Genomic DNA, 19,825 nt, shown 5'->3' on the forward strand with positions numbered 1-19,825 from the left:
AACCGCCAAACTTGGCCGCCAGCACCGTGGTGATGGCCGCAGTCAGCGTGGTCTTGCCGTGGTCCACGTGGCCAATCGTGCCTACGTTGACGTGCGGCTTGGTGCGTGTGAATTTTTCTTTACCCATAGTCGAACTCCGAGCAGTAGTGAGATAAAAACATCAATAAAGCACCGCAGCCAGAGTTTCCGGGGGCACGGAAAAGCGGCCAAGGAACTGGTGCCCTTTGCGGGAATCGGACCCGCGACCTCTCCCTTACCAAGGGAGTGCTCTACCACTGAGCCAAAAGGGCGATATTCAACACCAACGCGATGTGCATGCTGTGGAGCGGGGTAGGAGAATCGAACTCCTCGCTTTAGCTTGGAAGGCTAAGGTATTACCACTATACGAACCCCGCAATCACGGGTGCGCAATCAAACAGCATCTACATCACTGGTGGAGAGGGCTGGATTCGAACCAGCGTACTCGCAAGAGGGCAGATTTACAGTCTGCTGCCATTAACCACTCGGCCACCTCTCCTTAGGTGAACCCCAAATTATGCCATGAAGTTTTTACGGCGGGCATGCTGCCAGACGAGGGCTTTCGAAAAATGGCGGCTCCCAACGAAAGGAATCGGCGGGCGCAGTGCCGACAGCGGCGACGGGTGGTTGGCCTCCAACACGAGGTGTCGGGATCCGTCCACCAGCGCACGCTTGGATTGCGCATGGGCGCCCCAGAGCATGAACACCACCGGTTGCGCCGAGGCCGATACCGCACGGATCACAGCGTCAGTCAGCACCTCCCAGCCACGGCCGGCATGGCTCGCCGGACGCCCCTCCTCTACCGTGAGGCAGGTGTTGAGCAGCAAAACCCCCTGGGCGGCCCAAGGCAGCAAACTTCCTCGGGTCACCGGAAACTGCGACGAGGCAGGCCCAAGGTCGCGTTCGACCTCTTTGAAGATGTTGCGCAACGACGGCGGCGGCCGAACCCCCGCCGCCACCGAAAACGCGAGACCCTCGGCCTGACCGGCGCCGTGGTAGGGGTCCTGGCCTACGATGACCGTGTGCACGGCACCAGGGGGCGTCAGTTCCAACGCGCGCAAAGGTTGCGGGGGATAGATGCGCGCACCCGCTGCGAGCCTGCACGCAAGAAATTCTTTCAGATCGCGCCCTGCAGATGACTGAAAGAAACCATCCACGATAGACTGCCAACCGGCTGCAACAGGCCCGTTAAGCGCGTCGCCTGGCTGCAAGCAATCGGTGCGCGCGCCAAAAAAATCAGCGGTCTGGTCCACGCCCACTACCTGCACCATGCGCTCGCCCTCAAGCGAACAGCGCGGCCAGCGCCTCGCCTGGCTCCGGGGCGCGCATGAACGCCTCTCCCACCAAGAATGCGTTGACGCCCGCAGCGCCCATACGCAGCACATCCTCGCGGCTGTGGATGCCGCTTTCAGTCACCAGCACCCGGTCAGACGGCACCTGGGCGCGCAATGACAATGTGGTCTCGAGCGAAACATCGAAGGTCTTGAGATTGCGGTTGTTGATGCCGATCAACGGGGTCTTGAGGCGCAATGCGCGCTCCAGTTCCTCAACATCGTGCACCTCCACCAACACTGCCATGTCCAGATCAATGGCAATGGCCTCAAACTCGCTGAGCTGGGCGTCATCTAGGCAGGCGGCGATGAGTAACACGGCGTCGGCCCCCATGCAACGCGACTCGTAAACCTGGTACTCATCGACCATGAAGTCCTTGCGCAGCACCGGCAGCGGGCACGACGCGCGCGCCTGCTTGAGGTAATCCACACTGCCTTGAAAAAACTGCACATCGGTCAGCACCGACAGGCAGGCCGCACCGTACTCCGCGTAGCTTTGGGCGATGTCGGCGGAGACAAAATCTTCGCGCAGCACGCCTTTGGACGGGCTGGCCTTTTTGACCTCGGCAATCACTGCGGGCTTGCCCGCTGCGATCTTGGCGCGCAGTGCGCCCACAAAGTCCCGTGTCAGCACCCGCGAATGCGCATCGGCGCGCACTAGGTCCAAAGCCTTGCGCGACTTAGCTGCTACCACTTCTTGGCGCTTGACCGCCACGATCTTGTCCAAAATGTCGCTCATGAGGGCCTACTGTGTGAGTGTGTTGGACAGCGCCACCAAGGCGTCGAGTTTGGCCTTGGCAGCGCCCGAAGCGATGGCCGCTTGCGCCAGCGCCACACCGGCTTGCATGGTTGGCGCCACATTGGCGGCGTAGAGCGCCACACCCGCATTGAGTGCCACGATGTCTTTGGCGGGTCCGCTTTGGTTGTTCAAGACACCCAACAGCATCGCCATCGACTCTTGCGCGTTCTCCACCTTGAGCGCGCGGCTGCTGGCCATGGTCATGCCGAAGTCTTCGGGGTGAACTTCGTACTCCTGTACTTCGCCGTCTTTCAATTCGCCGACCAAGGTGGCCGCGCCCAGACTGACTTCGTCCATGCCGTCGCGGCCGTACACCACCACCGCGTGCTGGGCGCCCAAGCGCTGCAAAGCACGCACCTGAATACCCACCAGGTCAGCATGAAACACGCCCATCAGGATGTTGGGCGCACCTGCGGGGTTGGTCAGTGGGCCAAGCAAATTGAATATCGTTTTGATGCCCATTTCCCGGCGCACCGGCGCCACGTTCTTCATGGCCGGGTGGTGGTTGGGCGCGAACATAAAGCCCACGCCTTGCTCAGAGATGCAGCGAGCGATCTGAGCTGGCGACAGGTTGATGTTGAGCCCCAAGGCTTCGAGCACATCGGCGCTGCCACTTTTGCTGCTGACACTGCGCCCCCCGTGCTTACTGACCTTGGCACCTGCTGCTGCTGCCACAAACATGGAGCACGTGGAGATGTTGAAGGTGTGCGAACCGTCGCCGCCGGTGCCCACAATATCGACCAGCGCCGATGTGTCAACCACCTCCACCTTGGTGGAAAACTCACGCATGATCTGCGCCGCTGCGGTGATCTCGCCAATGGTTTCCTTCTTCACCCGCAGCCCAACGGTGATGGCTGCCACCATCACTGGCGAGACCTCGCCCGACATGATCTGGCGCATCAGGTGCAGCATCTCATCGTGAAAGATTTCGCGGTGTTCTATGGTGCGCTGCAAGGCAGCTTGCGGGGTGATTTTCAAGGTGGAGTCAGGCATCACGAATTCCTCAAGAAGTAGGTGCGTGGGTCAGGGCCAGTCTGGCGCCAAACGCGATGAACAAGGTACCCGCAATGCGGTCCATCCAATGCATGCCACGCTGCACCGCATCCACGCGCTTGGCGACCCACGCAGACAGCAGCGCATAAGCACAATTGATGGGCAGGGCGTTGAGATTGAACAACACGCCCAGCGCAATAAAAGCCAGGGTGGCGTTGGGCGCGCCGGGTACGATGAACTGCGGCACAAAGGCCAAAAAGAAAATCGCCACTTTGGGGTTGAGCACGTTGGTCCAAAACCCGGTCAAAAACACCTTGCGGTACACCAGGCCCGCAGGTTCAACCAGCGCAGCTGTTGCCGGCGCATCCAAATGCCAGGCTTTGGGCGCGCCCGAGCGCCACAGCCGCACACCCATCCAGACCAGGTAGGCAGCGCCAGCCCACTTCAACACCGTGAACGCGGTAGCCGACACTGCCAGCAACGCGCCCACGCCCAGCGCCGCAGCAAACACATGGACAAAGCAACCTGCGGTGATGCCCAGCGCTGCCACTAAACCTGCGCGCGCGCCCTGGCGCAAGCCGTTGGTGACGATGTACAGCACATCGGGGCCCGGGGTGAGATTGAGCAGCCAACCGGCCAACACAAACCATCCGAGATGGTGAACTTGGTCCATGGGAGTGTCTTTCGGTGCCCGCTTTACGCGCCAAAAAAGCTGCGCACCGCAGCTACCGCGTGGGCCACACCATCAGCATCCACATCCAGGTGGGTGACCATGCGCAAGCGGTACAAGCCCGTTGCCAGCACACCCTGGCTCTTCAGGTGATCGAGCAACTGCGCCGAGCGCGCACGCGCTGCGCCCTCCAGATCGACGAACACGATGTTGGTCTGCGGCGGCTCTACCACCAGGCCTTCGATACCCGCGAGCCCATCAGCCAGCGTCTGCGCCAGTGCGTGGTCCTGGGCCAGCCGCATCACATGGTGGTCTAGCGCATGTGAGGCGCCGGCCGCCAGCAAGCCGGCTTGCCGCATGCCACCGCCCGCCATTTTCCGGATGCGGTGCGCGCGCGCCATCAGCGCCTTGCTGCCACACAGCGCAGAGCCCACGGGCGCACCCAGGCCTTTGCTGAAGCACACCGACACGCTGTCAAAACACTGCGCGATCTCGCGTGCTTCGGCATACGGGTCACTACCTCGCTGAGCCGACTGCGCCACCGCCGCGTTGAACAAGCGGGCCCCATCCAAGTGACGGCCCAGCCCTCTGGATTGGGCCAGCGCGGTGGCGGCCTGCACATAGGCAAGGGGCAGCAACTTGCCGCCCCAGGTGTTCTCCAAGGTGAGCAAGCGGGTGCGGGCAAAGTGCGCGTCGTCGGGCTTGATGGCGGCTTCAATGTCGGCCAAGGCCAGGGTGCCATCGCCCTGGTGCGTCAATGGCTGCGGCTGCACGCTACCCAGCACCGCAGCGCCACCACCCTCCCAGCGGTAGGTGTGGGCAAACTGGCCCACGATGTACTCGTCGCCACGCTGGCAATGTGCCAAGATGCCACACAAATTACTCTGCGTCCCCGTAGGCATGAACAGCGCGGCCTCGAAACCCAGCAGCGCTGCAATCTTGTCTTGCAAGGCGTTGACGCTGGGGTCGTCGGCAAACACATCGTCGCCTAAGGGCGCGGCAAACATCGCCGCGCGCATGGCCTCGGTGGGCTGGGTAACGGTGTCGCTGCGCAGATCAACAGTGCGGGCCATGGTGCTCAATCCAAAAAGTTCTTGAGCATGGCGTGGCCGTGCTCGGTGAGGATGCTCTCCGGGTGGAACTGCACGCCTTCCATGCGCACCGCAAATGGCAAGCCAGTGTGGCGTACACCCATGATTTCGCCGTCGTCTGTCCATGCGGTCACAGCCAATTCAGGTGGGCAGCTGCTGCGCTCAATCGCCAGCGAGTGGTAACGGTTGACGGTGAATTGCCTTGGCAAGTCAGTAAACACACCTTCCTGCGTGGTAGTGATGACACTGGTTTTCCCATGCATCAACTCCTTGGCGCGAACGATAGTGCCGCCCAGCGCCGCGCCAATGCTTTGGTGCCCAAGGCACACACCCAGCACCGGCAACTTGCCCATGAAAAACTGGATCGCCTCCACCGAAATGCCCGCCTCTTTGGGCGAGCACGGCCCGGGGGAAACCACCAGCCGGTCAGGACTGCGTGCGACGATGCCTTCGACAGTGATTTCGTCGTTGCGAAACACCTCCACCTCGGCACCCAGTTCGCCAAAGTACTGCACGATGTTGTAGGTGAAGCTGTCGTAGTTGTCGATCATCAAGAGTTTCATAGCATCCCCTCTTCCACCACCTCGCTGGCGCGCAGCAGCGCGCGGGCCTTGGCCTCGGTTTCTCTCCACTCTAGTTCGGGCACGCTGTCGGCCACCACACCTGCCGCGGCCTGCACGTACAGCACCTGGTCTTTGATGATGCCGGTGCGAATTGCGATGGCCACGTCCATGTCACCGGCATAGCTCAGGTAGCCACAGGCGCCGCCGTAAATGCCGCGCTTGGTCGGCTCCAGCTGGTCGATCAACTCCATAGCGTGCACCTTGGGCGCACCAGTCAAGGTGCCTGCGGGGAAGGTGGCCTTGAGCACATCCATGCTCGCCATGCCTCGCTGCAAAGTGCCCTCCACATTGCTGACGATGTGCATCACGTGGCTGTAGCGCTCTACGCAAAACGCGTCGGTGACTTTCACACTACCGGTGGTGGCAATGCGGCCAATGTCGTTGCGCGCCAGGTCGATCAGCATCACATGCTCGGCGCGCTCCTTCGGGTCGTTGATCAGCTCATGCTCGGCCGCTTTGTCCAGCTCCGGGGTGGCGCCCCGCGGGCGTGTGCCGGCCAAGGGGCGAATCGTGACTTTGGTCTGCGCTGCGCCATCCACCACTACCTGCTCTTGGCGCACCAAGATTTCGGGCGATGCGCCCACCACATGGAAGCCGGTAGGCGAACCCTCCATGGCGCCGAAGTGGTAGTAGTACATGTAGGGGCTGGGGTTAAGTGAGCGCAAAGCGCGGTACAAACTCAAGGGCGATTGGGTATACCGCTTGTGGATGCGCTGGCCCACTTGCACCTGCATGAAATCGCCACCCGCAATCAGCGCTTTGGCGCGCTCGACGGCGGCAAGGTAATCGGCTTTATCAAAGCTGCGCTGGGCGGCGTGGGCTTGCGTGGGTCGCACCTCGGGCACCGCAACCGCGCTGGATAGCAGGCCCTTGAGTTGCGCCAGCCGCTCGAGCGCGCCAGCGTAAGCGCGTGGCTTGGCAGGGTCGGCGTACACAATCAGGTACAGCTTGCCAGACAGGTTGTCGATGACGGCCAACTCCTCGCACTGCAGCAGCAAGATGTCGGGGCAACCCAGGCTGTCGGGTGAGCAACTGAATTCGAGTTTCTTCTCGATGTAGCGCACCGCGTCGTAGCCAAAGTAGCCGGCCAGCCCGCCACAAAAACGCGGCAGGCCGCTTTGGAGCGCCACTTTGAAGCGCTGCTGGTACGCAGCGATGAAGTCCAAGGGGTTGTCGCTTGAGGTTTCCACCACCTGGCCATCGGTCACCACCTCAGTGCGCGCCGCTACGCCAAACCCACTGGCGCGCAAGTAGGTGCGGGCGGGCAACCCGATAAAGCTGTAACGCCCAAAGCGCTCACCGCCCACGACCGACTCCAACAAGAAGCTGTTGGCTGCCGGTTCGGCATTCGCGTCGCCGCTGGGGCGGGTCAGCTTGAGGTACAGGGACAAGGGAGTTTCCAGGTCAGCGAAGGCCTGGGCTGACAAGGCGATGCGGTTATAGCCTTGGTCAGCGAGGGATTGGAATTCAGACTCTGTCATCACGCGCAAGCGCCTTATGAAAATGAGAACAAGGCGGCACAAACGAGGGGGTGGTTGCGGACGAACCGCGTTGCATCACCGTGCGCTTGGCCAGACCAGCCTGAGAACCACCAGCGCACACCGCACGCGCGGCGCGACCAGCGAAGGGTCAGGCAAACATAAGGCAGTGACGCCAGGGCCAGGCTCCCCGGTCACTGCGACCTGTCACGCTGATGCGGTGAATGAACATCGGAACAGTGTAGCAAACCGCAGGGCGTGCACCGCAGCACGTATTTCGCCAAATTATTCGGCGCGCAGCGTGGGCACGGGCTCGAAGTTCGTCTATAACCTAGGCTGTCACAAGCGCACGCACTGGGATAACAGGTTGGGGCCGAGGCCAACCTGCTCGTTGCGGCCAACACGAAAAGAAAGAAGGTTTCAAGATGAAGCTTCGTAGCCAGGTTTTGGGTTTGGGTTTGGTCGGCATTGTTGCTGCCGTTTTGGTCGGCGGTGCCGCCTTCTTCAGCGAATCGCAGTTGGTCGATACCTTCGACAAGTCGGTGGCAACAGGCCAAGCACTGCAAAAAAGCCAAGATGCCGACATGATGCACGACGCCATCCGGGGTGATGTGCTGCTGGCTTTGTTAAGTGCGCAAACCAACCAGCCCGAAGGTCTGGCCGAAGCGCAGAAAGACTTGGCTGCACACGCCGACACTTTCACCAAGGCGCTGGCCGAAATGCAAGCCCTGCCAATTTCCGCGGATGCCAAAGCCAGCATGGCCAGCATCGACAGCGCGCTCAAAGCGTATGTAACTTCGGCCAAGCAAACCCAGGCGCTGGCCGCCACTGACCCAGTCGCTGCCATCGTCGCCTACCCCGAGTTCCAAAAAGCGTTTGAGGTGCTGGAAGTCGCCCTGGAAAAGCAAAGCGACATCATCGCCAGCGATGTCGCGTCTTACGCGAAGGCGGTTGAAAAAACAGAGGCAAACTCTCGCCTCACAGTCGGGTTGATCTTGGCTTTTGCGGTGGCACTGGCCATGGGCTCGGCGCTGTGGCTGGCACGGCATGTGTCGCACGCCATGGCCCACGCGGTCGAGGTGGCGGACCACCTGGCCCAGGGTGATTTGACCAACACCATCCGCCCCGCAGGCAATGACGAAACGGTGCAGCTCCTCAACGCCATGGCACGTATGCAGTCCAGCTTCGTGGGCATTGTGCGTGGCGTCAAGAGCGGGGCGGAAAGTGTGGCCATGTCCAGCAGCGAAATTGCCCAGGGCAACCACGACCTTTCCAGCCGCACCGAAGGCCAAGCCAGCGCGCTGGAGCAAACCGCAGCATCGATGGAAGAGCTGGGCTCCCAGGTCAAGCAAAACGCCGACTCGGCCCGCCAGGCCAACCAGTTGGCCATGAGCGCCTCTACTGTGGCCATCCAGGGCGGCGAGGTGGTGGGCCAGGTGGTGCAGACCATGAAGGGCATCAACGATTCCTCGCGCAAGATTGCCGACATCATCAGCGTGATCGACGGCATTGCCTTCCAAACCAACATCCTCGCACTCAACGCTGCGGTCGAAGCGGCCCGCGCCGGTGAACAGGGCCGCGGCTTTGCGGTGGTGGCCTCCGAGGTGCGCTCGCTGGCGGGACGCAGCGCCGACGCTGCCAAGGAGATCAAGAGCCTGATCAGCGCCAGCGTCGAGCGGGTCGAACAAGGCACGGCACTGGTGGACAAGGCCGGCGAAACCATGACCGAAGTGGTGGGCGCGATCCGGCGCGTGACCGATTTGGTGGGCGAAATCAGCGCCGCCAGCAACGAGCAAGCCGCTGGGGTTGCCCAGGTAGGCGAGGCCGTCACTCAGATGGACCAGTCCACCCAGCAGAATGCGGCGCTGGTCGAGCAGATGGCTGCGGCGGCCAGCGGCCTCAAGAGCCAGGCGAGCGAGTTGGTGCAGGCCGTGGCGGTATTCAAACTTGGCGCCATGGAGTTGGCGCACCAAGCCCCCAAACCCACCTTGCGGGCTGCACAACCCAAAGGGGTGGCTTTCCAAGGCACCGAGCGCAGGGCCGACGCGCCCAAGATCAGCGCGCCCGCTGCCAAGAAACCCGCTGCGCCCAAAGCCGCCCCGCCCAAACTCAGCGCCCGCGCACCCTCGCTGCCGCAACCAGCAGCACCGGCGCCTGCCAAGACCGCCAAGGCCCCCGTCAGCGCGGGGCGGGACGACGAGTGGGAGACCTTCTAATCGCGCCAGCGCAGATCGGCCAGGCTGTGGGTGAAGGCGTCGGCGTCCACCGCAAAAATGTCTTGGCCGTGGTTGTAGCCGTAGGTCACTAAGAGCACCGGGCAAGCCGCAGCCCGGGCCGCTTGGGCGTCGTTGCTGGAGTCACCCACCATCAGGCTGCGTTGCGGTGCCACGCCCAAATGGGCGCATGCCATGTGCAGCGGCATCGGGTCGGGCTTCTTGCGCTCGGTGGCGTCTCCGCCCACGACCAACGCGAAGAATCCATCCAACCCAAAGTGCGCCAGCAAGTCCTGGGCAGGCGCCGTGGGCTTGTTGGTGACGCAAGCCAAGCGCCAACCCAAGTTATGCAGTTGCGCCAGCCCCTCGCGGGCCCCGGGGTACAGCTGTGCGCGCTTGCCGTTGACATCGCGATAGTGCGCCAGGTAACGCTCCAACGCATGGGCGCGAAGGGCCTCGGTGGCGCTGCTGTGCTGGGTAGCGTCAATCAGCGCGAGTAAGCGCCGTACCAGGTTGTCCGCGCCCTTGCCCACCAAAAGCTCCAGGGCGTGACGGTGGGTGCGGTGGTGGCAGTAGGGTGCAGGCAGGTCCTGCAGCATGCGTTGCACCGCCTCCACAAAATCGTCCAGGGTGTCCACCAGCGTGCCGTCCAGGTCGACCAAGGCGGCGTCCAGGTCCTGCCGAGCCCAGGGCAAGGCAATGGCGGGGTTTGCAGGCAACGGTGGTGACATCGGTGCGCGCATTACCCTAGAAGGCAGCGTGCTTGGGACCGCACGGCAACGCGGTAGCGAGATGAAGTGGCTGGCACCGCGCCTAGGCCGCCAAAGCCGAGCGCATCGCATCCACCACCGCCTTGTAGTCGCGCTGGCCAAAGATGGCGCTGCCCGCAACAAAGGTATCGGCACCCGCGTCGGCTACGCGGCGGATGTTGTCGATCTTGATACCGCCATCCACCTCCAGGCGGATGTCTTTGCCGCACGCGGTGATGCGGCGGCGCACGTCTTCGATTTTGCGCAGCGCGGAGTCAATAAAACTCTGGCCGCCAAAACCGGGGTTGACGCTCATGATGAGCACCAGGTCGATGTCGTCAATCACCCAGTCCAGCACATCCAGCGGCTCCGCTGGGTTGAACACCAAACCCACCTGAACCCCGGTGCTTTTGATGGCCTGGATGCTGCGGTGCACATGGGTGGACGCGTCCGGGTGAAAGCTGATCAGGTCGGCGCCAGCCTGCGCAAAATGCGCCGCCAACGCATCGACGGGCGAGACCATCAGGTGCACATCGATCGGCACCGCCACCCCGGCGGCGGTTTTGGCGTGGGGCTTGAGGGCGCTGCAGACCATGGGGCCGAAGGTCAGGTTGGGCACATAGTGGTTGTCCATCACATCGAAGTGAATCCAATCCGCACCCGCGGCCACCACGTTCGTGATCTCCTCGCCCAGGCGGGCGAAGTCAGCAGAAAGAATCGAGGGGGCGATGCGGTAGGTCATATCAGCGGGGGATCGAGGGTGGTTTTATGTGGCCGCCATTTTCGCAGTTAGCATCGGCCCCATGGCAAAGTACGAATTCACGGTGGAAGTATCCCCGCAATACCTGCACGACCAGTCGAACCCCGACGAAGGCCTGTATGTATTCGCCTATACCATCACCATCACCAACACCGGTGAGGCGGTGGCGCAGCTGATTTCGCGCACCTGGAATGTGAACGATGCCAACGGCCACACCGAAAAGGTCAAGGGCCTGGGCGTGGTCGGGCAGCAGCCATTGCTCAAACCGGGGCAGGCTTTTGAGTACACCAGCGGCACCCGCCTGCGCACGCCCACCGGCACCATGCACGGCAGCTTCTTTTGCGTGGCCGAGGACGGCGAAAAGTTCGACGCCCTGGTGCCCATGTTTGTGCTGGACGCCCTCAGCGGCGACCACGGACTGGGCAACACGCGCACCCTTCACTAACGCGCGCTGCCCCACCCCGCGCGCGCAAGCAGACCCCACGATCAACCGCAGCATTTAGGCCAACGTGGGTGAGTTTGAACTGATCCAACGCTATTTCAATCGGCCCCTTGTTGCAGAAGCTGGGGGTGCGGTGGGTTGGCCCGGCACGGCAGATACCAGCGGCATCAGCTTGGGCGTGGGCGACGACTGCGCTTTGATCAGCCCCGCAGCCGGCATGCATTTGGCGGTGTCCAGCGACATGCTGGTCTGTGGTCGGCATTTCTTTGCCGATGCCGACCCGCGCTTGCTGGGCCACAAGGCGCTGGCGGTCAACCTCAGCGACCTCGCAGCCTGCGGCGCCAAGCCCCTGGCCTTCACCCTGGCGCTGGCACTGCCACATGCAGACGACGCCTGGCTTGCCCCGTTTTCTGAAGGCCTGTGGGCGCTGGCCGATGCGCACGGCTGCCACCTGGTGGGTGGCGACACCACGCAGGGACCCTTGAACCTCTGCATCACTGTCTGGGGCGAGGTACCACCCGGACAAGCCCTGCTGCGCAGCGGCGCGCAAGCGGGCGACGACATTTTTGTGAGCGGCAACTTGGGTGAAGCGCGCTTGGCGCTGGAGGCGCGCCGACACAACTTGGCGCTGCCGCCCGACCTGCTGGCGCGCGCCTGCCAACGCATGGATGCACCCACACCGCGCGTTGCGCTGGGACTGGCTTTGCGCGGCATCGCCAGCGCGGCAGCCGACGTCAGCGACGGCCTGATGGGCGACCTGGGCCACATCCTGAAGCGCTCCGGCGTGGGCGCCACGGTGTACACCGGGCTGGCCGAAACCTTGCTGCCCGCTCCGTACTACAGCAGCCTCCAGCCTGACGCACTACCCGGAGAACGCACCCACGCACGACCCGAAGCGCCACCCGGCGAGCTGCCCAGCGCACTGCCCGATGTTCTGCCCTACGTACTCGCTGGTGGCGACGACTACGAGCTGGTGTTTACCGTGCCCCCCGCCCTGCGCGCTGCGGCCCACGCGGCTGCGCGCGCCAGTGACACACCCATCACCCGCATTGGCCAGATTGAGGCCACCCCCGGTCTGCGCTTGGTCGATGCCCATGGCAACGCGGTGGCCAACCGCTTTGCATCGTTCGATCACTTCAAAGGCGGCGAGAGCGCTTCGAAAGCACCGTTGGCCGACAGGTAAACCCCGCCGGACAGCGCGCTCCACAGCGGCGTGCCCTGCAGCCGGTCTTGCACCGGGCCTTTGAGTTCGGCCAGGTGCAGCCGAATCTGGCGCAGGCCCAGGTCGCGGTGCATGTCGGTGAGGGCTTCGAGGGCGGTCACATCGATGCGGTTGACCGCGCTCATGATCAACACCAGATCGTGCACCGCCGGTGCTGCCTCCAGCTCGGCGCCCAGCCGCTCTTCGATGGCGCGCAGGTTGCCAAAAAACATGCTCTCGTCCACCCGCACAAACAAGGCGCTTGGCAGCGTCTGCACGCCGTGGCGCGCAACATTGCGAAAGTGCTCGGTGCCCGGTATGCGCCCCACCACGGCAATGTGCGGTTGGCTGGCCCGAAACAAGAGCGTGGCCAAGGACAGGCCGATGCCAATGCCTATGCCCGCCTCCAGCCCCACCACCAACACGCCGGTGGCCGTACCTAACAGGGCCAAGGCATCCGCGCGGTCGTAGCGCCAGGCGCGACGCAGGGCAGCCACATCGATCATGCTCAAAGCCGCCACCACAATGCTGGCCGCGAGCACCGCCAAGGGCAAGCGGGTGAAGGCCTCGGTGCCAAACAGCACCACCAGCAGCATTGCCGACGCAGCGACCAGGCTCGCCAGCGGCGTCTGCGCACCCGCCGCCACATAAACCGCCGTGCGCGACACCCCGCCGCCCACTGGCATGCCACCTGAAAACGCCGCCACCACGTTGGAGGCCCCCAGGCCGATCAGCTCTTGGTTGGCATCGATGCGCTCGCGCCGCTTGACCGCCAGCGCTTGCGCCATGGCAATGTTTTGCACCGTGCCCACAAAGGCGATGATGAGCGCGGGCAAGGCCAGCAAGCCCAGGTCGGAAGCGCTGGGCACAAAGCCCTGCAACGGCGGCAGCCCAGGAACAATGGCGCCCACCACCGCCACGCCGTGCGCGGTGTCCAGGTCCCAGGCCACCACAGCCAAGGTGGCCACCACCACCACCACCAAGGGCATCACCCGCACCACCGCCTGTGCCCGCGCGGGCTTCACGCCCAGGCCTTGCAGCGTGGGTGCCAACGCGTGGCGGCACAGCAGCAACACCACCAAGCCCGCCAACCCCATCACTGCAGTGGCCGGCTTGAGCTGCGGCAGTTGGGCCACCGTGGCCGCCAGCAGATGCCAACTGTCGGCGCCTTGCGCCTCCACGCCCACCAGCAAGCGCAACTGGCTGATCACAATCAGCACCGCCGAGCCTGAGATAAAGCCGCTGACCACCGGGCGGCTGAGCAAGTCCGACAAAAAGCCCAGCTTGAGCACGCCAAACGCCACCACCAGCAGGCCCGACATCAGCGCCAGGCTGGCCGCCAGCGCGACGTACTCTGCAGTGCCCGGAGTGGCCAGCGGACTGAGCACCGAAAACGTCATGATGGCCGTCACCGCCACCGGGCCGACCGCCTGCGTCATGCTGCTACCCAAGAGCGCATACGCCACCACCGGGAAGATGCTGACCACCAACCCAGCCTGTGGCGGCAGGCCCGCCAAGAGCGCATAGGCCAGGCTTTGCGGCAGCACCAGCACCGTGGTCACCACGCCGGCCAGCACATCGGTGCCCAAGTGGTGGCGCGGGTAGTTGCGCATCCACGCGGGCAGGAATCGGGCGAGTTGCAGCATGGCCGCAACGATATCGCATTGTGTTGCCGCCGCCGATAATCCGCCCATGCAAGACCCCCAGCAGCTGCAGCCGGATGGGACCACCCACCACCCTGCCCTTTTTGACCGCGCGACTCCGCCGAGCGATGCCCCACCCCATGATGCGCTGCAGTACCTTGCACCCATGGCGCGTCCCACGGTGCGCTTCATGCGCTCGCACCCGGCGCACTGGATCGCGCTGGGCTTTGGCTCCGGCCTGTCGCGCATCGCGCCGGGCACCGTAGGCACGCTGTGGGCTTGGGTCACGTTTGCGGTGCTGTCGCAGTGGCTGGGCGAGTTCGGCTGGGGCGTGGTGATTGCACTTTCGCTGCCGCTGGGCTGGTGGGCCTGCACCGTCACGGCGCGCAATATGCGCGTGGTGGACCCTGGCCACATCGTGTGGGACGAAATTGTGGCCTTCTGGTTGGTGCTCTGGCTGGTGACGCCGGCCGGGCTGCTGGAGCAGGCGGTGGCATTTGGCTTGTTCCGGTTTTTTGACGCGGTCAAACCCGGCCCGGTAGGCTGGGCCGATCGACTGTTCCACCACGCGCCGCCCAGCACATCACCCTTGGCCTCGCCCTCCACCTCTCCGAGCTCCACCGCCGCGACTGACGCCGCTGCTTGGCGCAAAGCGGGCTTCGCCATCCTGTTCGACGACCTGGTCGCGGCGTTCTGCACCCTGCTAGTGATTGCGGTGTGGAGGTTTGCCTGATGCCCTCCCACAGCCTGCACGCGGTTTGCGTGGCGCTGGCAGACCTCCTACAGCAAAAGCGCTGGATGCTGGCCACGGCAGAGAGTTGCACCGGCGGCATGGTGGCCGCTGCTTGCACCGACCTGGCTGGCTCCAGCGCATGGTTCGAGCGCGGCCTGGTGTGCTACTCCAACGCAGCCAAAACCGAGCTGCTGGGCGTGGACCCCGCGCTCATCGCACAGCACGGCGCGGTGAGCGAGGCCGTGGCCCGCGCCATGGCGCAGGGCGTGCTGCAGCGAACGCCAGCCCAGGTGGCGCTAGCAGTTACCGGCGTTGCCGGACCCGGCGGCGGCAGCGAGGCCAAGCCGGTGGGCACCGTCTGGTTTGGCTGGGCGCTGCCAGGCCACACCTGGACAGAGCAACACCACTTCCCAGGCGACCGCGCGGCGGTGCGCCACGCGGCCACCTTGCACGCACTCACCCTCCTTGAACAGCGCTTGCGCGCCTTGCTATGAGTCTTGATTTCTTTACCGGCATGGCCACCGGCCTGGCCTTGATCGTCGCCATCGGATCGCAAAACGCGTTTGTGCTGCGCCAGGGCGTGCGGCGTGAACATGTGCTGCCCATCGTGGCCTTTTGCGCTATTTCAGACGCACTGCTCATCCTGGCCGGTGTGGCGGGTGCAGGGGCATTCATTCGGGGCAACCAGGTGCTGCTGGACATCACCCGCTTTGGAGGCGCGGCGTTTTTGGGCGCCTACGGCTTGCTGGCTGCGCGCCGCGCCTGGATGGGCGGCCAGATGCGCATTGAGCGCTCGCAAGGCAGCACACTGGGCGCGGCCATGGCGGCGTGCTTTGGCTTTACCTTTCTCAACCCGCATGTGTACCTGGACACGGTGGTGCTGCTGGGTTCGGTGGCCGCGCAGCGCGGCGACCCGGGGCGCTGGGTGTTTGGCAGCGGCGCGGCGGTGGGCAGCTTGCTGTGGTTTAGCGCGCTGGGATTTGGTGCACGGCTCTTGGCGCCGTGGTTTGAGAAAGACATCTCGTGGCGCGTGCTCGACAGCGTGATCGCGCTGGTGATGGGCGCGCTGTGTGTGGGTTTGTTGCTGGGCTGAGCGGCGTCAGCTCAGGACCACCACGGCGCGAACGCGCGCGGCGCCTTAACCAAAATACTTTTTGGTAAACCGATTGACCACTTTTTCGACGATGTCTGGATTGACATGGCGCGAATAGCCATCGGCCAGACCAAACGTCGGGAAATGCGTGTGCATCGCCAACTGCCGGAAGGCCTCGAACGAGGGGAAGTAAATCACCAAGCTGTCGGACGCGCAGATTTCGTCAATCGCCGCGCGCAACTTGGCTTTGGACGCAGCGTCCGAAACATAGGGGTTACCGCCATGCAGCAAGGTCCCTGCCAGCGGCACCGGTGAAACCGTCACAAATATCTTTCTAAAACCAGATGCTTTGACGATGCCGAAGATCTCGGCCAACTGCGCCTTGATCTCTTCGACCGTCGGGTTATCAAACGCTGCACCTTTTTGCAACTTGTCGATGGGCGCGCCAGTAGCAGCGTCAATCAGCGAGAACGCGCAGCCAAGCGTGAGGACCAAGACGTCTGATTGAAGAAAGTTCTCTCGGATGCTTGCAATCTCGTTGTTCTTGAGAAGCTTTTGGGAGGTCAGCAAACCGGAGGCTTGCTGGGTTGCAAAGTACCTGAACAGGTCCACGTTGTTGCGCGGCGAGTTGATGTTTTCGGCAATCACCGCGGTGCTGACGGTCGCACCAATTTTTTGCAAGTAGTAAGCGACATTGGTAGCAAAACAGGAGCCGATGCAAAAGATCTTCGCATCCTGAATCGATAGGAGTTCGCCCGTGTTTTCCGGCCCAAAGACGGCATCCAGCGCCGCGTCCATTTCGTCGGGCGTTTGAATCGACAAATTCTCCGGATACCTGCCCAAGGGAAAACTGTGCTCTTCTGCGACGATGTTGATCGTTGCTGCACGGACCACCTCTTGCCACTCCGCATCGGTGATGGTGAGCCCAAAACGGTTAGTCACCTCAACCCGAAAAGGCGCTGAGTCCTTGACCAGCAATCCAAACTGAACGTTCTTGAATGAGAACTGAATCAGCGCATCCATTAACTCTTTGCGCGTGCAGGTTCCGCTGGGGAACTGCGCCTTGAACATCTCGATGAACCGGTCAATGATTTCCATATGGGCCGAGTGTATTCGGGAAGCTTGTGGACCTCAGCTTTGCAGGCAGCGTGATCGGTCTGGTGATGGGCGCGCTGTGTATAGGTTTGTTGCTGGGCTAAGCAGCGTTACCTCAATCCAGCCGCGAACCAAAGTGGAAGGTCGCACTTTGGATGTGGCCCTGGTCCACTAGGTAAACGCATACCAACTCCACCGTCCCTGGCCCGTCGGCAAAAGTACGCGTCAGCGCTTCGTGGTCCACAACGACCTGGCCCATGACCACCCGCTGCAACAACCGGGCATGCAAATCGGGTTCGGCAAACCGTTGCTGCGCGCGTGCGGCAATCGCCTCGCGGCCCTCGGCTAGCACAGTGCCCCCCAACGCAAACTGCTTGGCATCTGGTGCATAGGTCGCGACCCATGCTGGTAGGTCCTTCGCGTTGTAGGCGTCGAGTTGGCGCTGTACGACGGCTTCGGGTGGTTGAAAGTTGGACATAGAAGAATTGGTTAACGGTGTATGCAAGTCATCGCGCCATGGTGTGCGGCGCTTGGCTATCGAGCTCGCGCCGAAGAAGCGCACGCAGCGCGGCTATCGGTTGGCATCAGGGCAAGGATTTGAGCGGCAACCAGCTGCGCCCATGCGCGGTACTGGAGTTTGCCCGGGTGGAACTTGTCTGCCGCCATGTCTCTGGCTTGGGCCCAGGCCAGTGACACGAACTTGGTGTTGCTGGTTTGGAAAACCAAGTCGCTCAGCGCATGGTTCAGGCGCTGAGCGCACTGCCCCAAGTACCAGCGCAAAGGCTGTGGGGCGGCGGGAAGCACGTGCAAGGGGGGCAGACCCGACACCACGGCCGCCCTGGCACCGGTGCGTTGCGCGACCATTTCCAGCAGGGCGCGGTAGTCGGCAACAAAGCGCTTGGCACTGTGTTGCGCGGTCACATCGTTGACGCCGAGTGCGGCAACCACTACGTCCGCTGGGCCTGGGGCATGCGCCGTCACCAGCCCCAGCGCCTCGCAGGTGGTAACGCCCGATTTGGCAATCAACTCCCACTCCACGGAGCGCATTGACGCGCTCGCGACCATCTCCGCCGTCTGGTACGCGAGCGCCTCGTGCTGCCAATCGACCCCCACGCCTGCCGCCGATGAATCGCCGACGAAAAGAAGGCGCAAGGCGGGTTCATTGACGCCGGCAAACCGACCACGCCTGGGGCCCGCAGCTTCGGGCAAACGCAGTGCGGTTTTGCGCAGTTGCCGGGCTTGAAACAATAGTGCGGGGGCGAGGATAGTCTTGTAGACGGGGAGCATGGGTGGAGGCGGCGGGGGGCGTGCGGTGGTGGGGGATGATGCGGTGAGATAGCCCCCGTACTTCCGGTTACCAAGTGGCAGGCGTTGCACATCAAACTTGAATCCACCCTGATATTTGCGGCAAACTATGGGCATGATCAGTATTCACCTATTTCAGAATAGGTGCCATTGTACGGGCTTGTGTCGGTCGTCTTTTTTTAATCACGTTAGAAACTCCGAGTAACCGCCACTTTCAATATTACACAAACTAAACATGACTGATACTCAGCACATACTAAAGGGCGAAATCCTAGAAAACGACAAGGTCATCGAAAGTGGGCAGTTGTCAATCTTCACGACGGAGCATGGTATCTCAGCGAGGAAATATACCGATCGAATGTTTTGTGGAAACGAACTTCACTTATCACCATTTTCCCCTAGAATGTTTTGGGGAACAGCCGTTAATGAAGGCTTTCAAATCGCCATGGAAGGCAACAAACTGGGAATGTACTCAAATGGCCCACTTGGCCACCCAGGTGATGGAGAGTACGAAATTTATTTGATACTCCAAGCATCCATCCTCGGAAAGTACTGTAAGGACGGATTGGAAATACATATAAAGGTGAAAACTGGCAGAGGAAAAGATGTATGTTATTTCGCGAATCAGGAATCAGCAGAAAAGCATGAAGCACGTTCAGTGACCGTGAAGTTCCATGTTCCCAAGGAAAAGCTAATCGCCTTTCTCGGGTTTCCAGACGATAGTCCAATTTTTTGGGAAATGTTTAATGCTGCCGTTTAATAGCCCAACTTTAGGTGCAAGCCACAGGCCCAAAGTGCTTCAGGAGCATGCACAATACGTAAACGCAATGTTTTCGCGCTTCAACGCCACAGCGAACGATTGGCTCGCCGAAATCAACATATTGGCCTCTTTTCTGCTTGCAAATCGGAGGGGGTTCCAGCTTAGTTGGGCGCCGCCGATAGCATGTCTTGCGTCACGCTCATCTTCACTGTGCATGAGGAGCTTGGACTCGCCAATGCGAATGAACTAGTCGCCATCCTGCATATATTGCAGCCGGAGGTGATCTTCTTGGAGGTTCCAGTCTCGGCGTTTGACGACTACTATGTCAGCCACACGCGACGCAACCTTGAGTCAGAAGCAGTGTGCCTCTTCCTTGAATCACATCCATGCACCAAGCTGGTACCAGTAGACATGCCAACCCCGGCCCGAGAGTTCTTCGAAGATCATGAACAGCTCTTCATGCGGGTTCGACAGACGAGTCGGGTATACCGTCAACTGGCGCGGGTGGACCGGGAACGCCAGAGGATGTATGGGTTTGCCTATCTGAATAGTAGCTACTGCGAACAGCACTGGGCCGAGATGCGTAAGGAGGAACTGCGTGTGCTAGCGCAAGTTGGCGATCCTGGGTTGACCGGAATTCAAGCAGTTTGGGAGAGAACTAACGAGCTTCGCGAGTTGGAGATGCTGACAAACATCAGGCAATGGTGCCTGGAGCACCGCTTCGAGAGAGGGGCACTCCTGGTAGGTGCCGCGCATCGGCACAGTCTCACGGAGAAGTTACAAGCCCAAACCCTGATCAACTGGTCGCTGTTGGAGTGACGCGGTGAT

General features: G+C 62.2%; 22 protein-coding genes and 3 tRNA genes. 8 read left to right on the forward strand and 17 right to left on the reverse strand.

Annotated features, from left to right (window positions below):
- The 11 genes from ACILRC_RS08335 to ACILRC_RS08385 form a co-directional block, all read right to left on the reverse strand.
- Window positions 1–127, reverse strand: a 127-nt coding sequence (locus ACILRC_RS08335; protein ID WP_236635368.1) for a GTP-binding protein, incomplete at its 3' end; no start/stop codon positions are given.
- An 88-nt stretch (window positions 128–215) separates the two neighbouring features.
- Window positions 216–290 (reverse strand) — tRNA-Thr (locus tag ACILRC_RS08340).
- A gap of 31 nt (window positions 291–321) precedes the next feature.
- Window positions 322–395, reverse strand: a tRNA-Gly gene (locus ACILRC_RS08345).
- Window positions 396–431: 36 nt separating this feature from the next.
- Window positions 432–517, reverse strand: a tRNA-Tyr gene (locus tag ACILRC_RS08350).
- Between the two features lie 16 nt (window positions 518–533).
- A complete protein-coding gene (locus ACILRC_RS08355; protein ID WP_395668902.1) occupies window positions 534–1,289 on the reverse strand; it encodes a uracil-DNA glycosylase in 756 nt (251 codons plus the stop codon).
- 10 nt (window positions 1,290–1,299) lie between these two features.
- Window positions 1,300–2,088, reverse strand: coding sequence for an indole-3-glycerol phosphate synthase TrpC (gene trpC, locus ACILRC_RS08360; RefSeq protein ID WP_395668903.1), 789 nt, complete (start codon window positions 2,086–2,088; stop codon window positions 1,300–1,302).
- A gap of 6 nt (window positions 2,089–2,094) precedes the next feature.
- Window positions 2,095–3,141: an anthranilate phosphoribosyltransferase gene (trpD, locus tag ACILRC_RS08365; RefSeq protein WP_395668904.1), complete on the reverse strand. Its 1,047-nt coding sequence runs from the start codon at window positions 3,139–3,141 to the stop codon at window positions 2,095–2,097.
- A 10-nt stretch (window positions 3,142–3,151) separates the two neighbouring features.
- On the reverse strand, window positions 3,152–3,814 hold the full coding sequence (locus tag ACILRC_RS08370; protein WP_395668905.1) for a LysE family translocator: 663 nt from the start codon (window positions 3,812–3,814) through the stop codon (window positions 3,152–3,154).
- A 23-nt stretch (window positions 3,815–3,837) separates the two neighbouring features.
- Window positions 3,838–4,884: a low-specificity L-threonine aldolase gene (ltaE, locus tag ACILRC_RS08375; protein ID WP_395668906.1), complete on the reverse strand. Its 1,047-nt coding sequence runs from the start codon at window positions 4,882–4,884 to the stop codon at window positions 3,838–3,840.
- Between the two features lie 5 nt (window positions 4,885–4,889).
- Window positions 4,890–5,465, reverse strand: coding sequence for an aminodeoxychorismate/anthranilate synthase component II (locus ACILRC_RS08380; RefSeq protein ID WP_395668907.1), 576 nt, complete (start codon window positions 5,463–5,465; stop codon window positions 4,890–4,892).
- A complete protein-coding gene (locus tag ACILRC_RS08385) occupies window positions 5,462–7,009 on the reverse strand; it encodes an anthranilate synthase component I family protein (protein ID WP_395668908.1) in 1,548 nt (515 codons plus the stop codon). The genes ACILRC_RS08380 and ACILRC_RS08385 overlap by 4 nt, the downstream gene beginning before the upstream one ends.
- Before the next feature lie 419 nt (window positions 7,010–7,428).
- Between ACILRC_RS08385 and ACILRC_RS08390 the strand changes: the two genes are divergently transcribed.
- Window positions 7,429–9,219, forward strand: coding sequence for a methyl-accepting chemotaxis protein (locus tag ACILRC_RS08390; RefSeq protein WP_395668909.1), 1,791 nt, complete (start codon window positions 7,429–7,431; stop codon window positions 9,217–9,219).
- Here the strand turns inward: ACILRC_RS08390 and gph are convergent.
- Both gph and rpe read right to left on the reverse strand, forming a co-directional pair.
- Window positions 9,216–9,947, reverse strand: a complete 732-nt coding sequence (gph, locus tag ACILRC_RS08395; protein WP_395668910.1) for a phosphoglycolate phosphatase — start codon at window positions 9,945–9,947, stop codon at window positions 9,216–9,218. The two genes, ACILRC_RS08390 and gph, sit on opposite strands and share 4 nt — an antisense overlap.
- Before the next feature lie 82 nt (window positions 9,948–10,029).
- Window positions 10,030–10,707 carry a ribulose-phosphate 3-epimerase gene (gene rpe, locus ACILRC_RS08400; RefSeq protein ID WP_395668911.1) on the reverse strand — a complete coding sequence of 226 codons (678 nt, stop codon included), beginning with the start codon at window positions 10,705–10,707 and terminating at the stop codon, window positions 10,030–10,032.
- 61 nt (window positions 10,708–10,768) lie between these two features.
- On the opposite strand from rpe, the gene apaG reads away from it, so the two are divergent.
- A complete protein-coding gene (apaG, locus tag ACILRC_RS08405; RefSeq protein ID WP_395668912.1) occupies window positions 10,769–11,170 on the forward strand; it encodes a Co2+/Mg2+ efflux protein ApaG in 402 nt (133 codons plus the stop codon).
- A 64-nt stretch (window positions 11,171–11,234) separates the two neighbouring features.
- A complete protein-coding gene (gene thiL, locus ACILRC_RS08410) occupies window positions 11,235–12,350 on the forward strand; it encodes a thiamine-phosphate kinase (RefSeq protein ID WP_395668913.1) in 1,116 nt (371 codons plus the stop codon).
- Here the strand turns inward: thiL and ACILRC_RS08415 are convergent.
- Window positions 12,299–14,014, reverse strand: a complete 1,716-nt coding sequence (locus ACILRC_RS08415) for a SulP family inorganic anion transporter (protein ID WP_395668914.1) — start codon at window positions 14,012–14,014, stop codon at window positions 12,299–12,301. The two genes, thiL and ACILRC_RS08415, sit on opposite strands and share 52 nt — an antisense overlap.
- Window positions 14,015–14,177: 163 nt before the next feature.
- On the opposite strand from ACILRC_RS08415, the gene ACILRC_RS08420 reads away from it, so the two are divergent.
- From ACILRC_RS08420 to ACILRC_RS08430, 3 genes are read left to right on the forward strand one after another with little or no spacing between them, the layout of a single operon-like run.
- On the forward strand, window positions 14,178–14,744 hold the full coding sequence (locus tag ACILRC_RS08420) for a phosphatidylglycerophosphatase A (protein ID WP_395669029.1): 567 nt from the start codon (window positions 14,178–14,180) through the stop codon (window positions 14,742–14,744).
- A complete protein-coding gene (locus ACILRC_RS08425) occupies window positions 14,744–15,238 on the forward strand; it encodes a CinA family protein (protein WP_395668915.1) in 495 nt (164 codons plus the stop codon). Before ACILRC_RS08420 ends, ACILRC_RS08425 begins: the two co-directional genes overlap by 1 nt.
- Window positions 15,235–15,837 carry a LysE/ArgO family amino acid transporter gene (locus ACILRC_RS08430; protein ID WP_395668916.1) on the forward strand — a complete coding sequence of 201 codons (603 nt, stop codon included), beginning with the start codon at window positions 15,235–15,237 and terminating at the stop codon, window positions 15,835–15,837. The genes ACILRC_RS08425 and ACILRC_RS08430 overlap by 4 nt, the downstream gene beginning before the upstream one ends.
- Window positions 15,838–15,882: 45 nt before the next feature.
- Here the strand turns inward: ACILRC_RS08430 and ACILRC_RS08435 are convergent, their stop codons facing one another.
- From ACILRC_RS08435 to ACILRC_RS08445, 3 genes are all read right to left on the reverse strand, one after another.
- The gene (locus tag ACILRC_RS08435) at window positions 15,883–16,935 is read right to left on the reverse strand and encodes a GSCFA domain-containing protein (RefSeq protein ID WP_395668917.1); all 1,053 of its coding nucleotides are present in this window, start codon (window positions 16,933–16,935) and stop codon (window positions 15,883–15,885) included.
- Between the two features lie 112 nt (window positions 16,936–17,047).
- Window positions 17,048–17,410: a nuclear transport factor 2 family protein gene (locus ACILRC_RS08440; protein ID WP_395668918.1), complete on the reverse strand. Its 363-nt coding sequence runs from the start codon at window positions 17,408–17,410 to the stop codon at window positions 17,048–17,050.
- Window positions 17,411–17,466: 56 nt separating this feature from the next.
- Window positions 17,467–18,219 carry an SGNH/GDSL hydrolase family protein gene (locus ACILRC_RS08445; RefSeq protein WP_395668919.1) on the reverse strand — a complete coding sequence of 251 codons (753 nt, stop codon included), beginning with the start codon at window positions 18,217–18,219 and terminating at the stop codon, window positions 17,467–17,469.
- Between the two features lie 253 nt (window positions 18,220–18,472).
- Between ACILRC_RS08445 and ACILRC_RS08450 the strand changes: the two genes are divergently transcribed.
- Together ACILRC_RS08450 and ACILRC_RS08455 are read left to right on the forward strand one after the other, a co-directional pair.
- Window positions 18,473–18,997, forward strand: coding sequence for a hypothetical protein (locus ACILRC_RS08450; protein WP_395668920.1), 525 nt, complete (start codon window positions 18,473–18,475; stop codon window positions 18,995–18,997).
- 183 nt (window positions 18,998–19,180) lie between these two features.
- Window positions 19,181–19,816 carry a hypothetical protein gene (locus ACILRC_RS08455; protein WP_395668921.1) on the forward strand — a complete coding sequence of 212 codons (636 nt, stop codon included), beginning with the start codon at window positions 19,181–19,183 and terminating at the stop codon, window positions 19,814–19,816.
- Window positions 19,817–19,825: the final 9 nt, after the last annotated feature.

The organism is Rhodoferax sp. (assembly GCF_044236835.1).
Classification (GTDB): Bacteria; Pseudomonadota; Gammaproteobacteria; order Burkholderiales; family Burkholderiaceae_C; genus Allorhodoferax.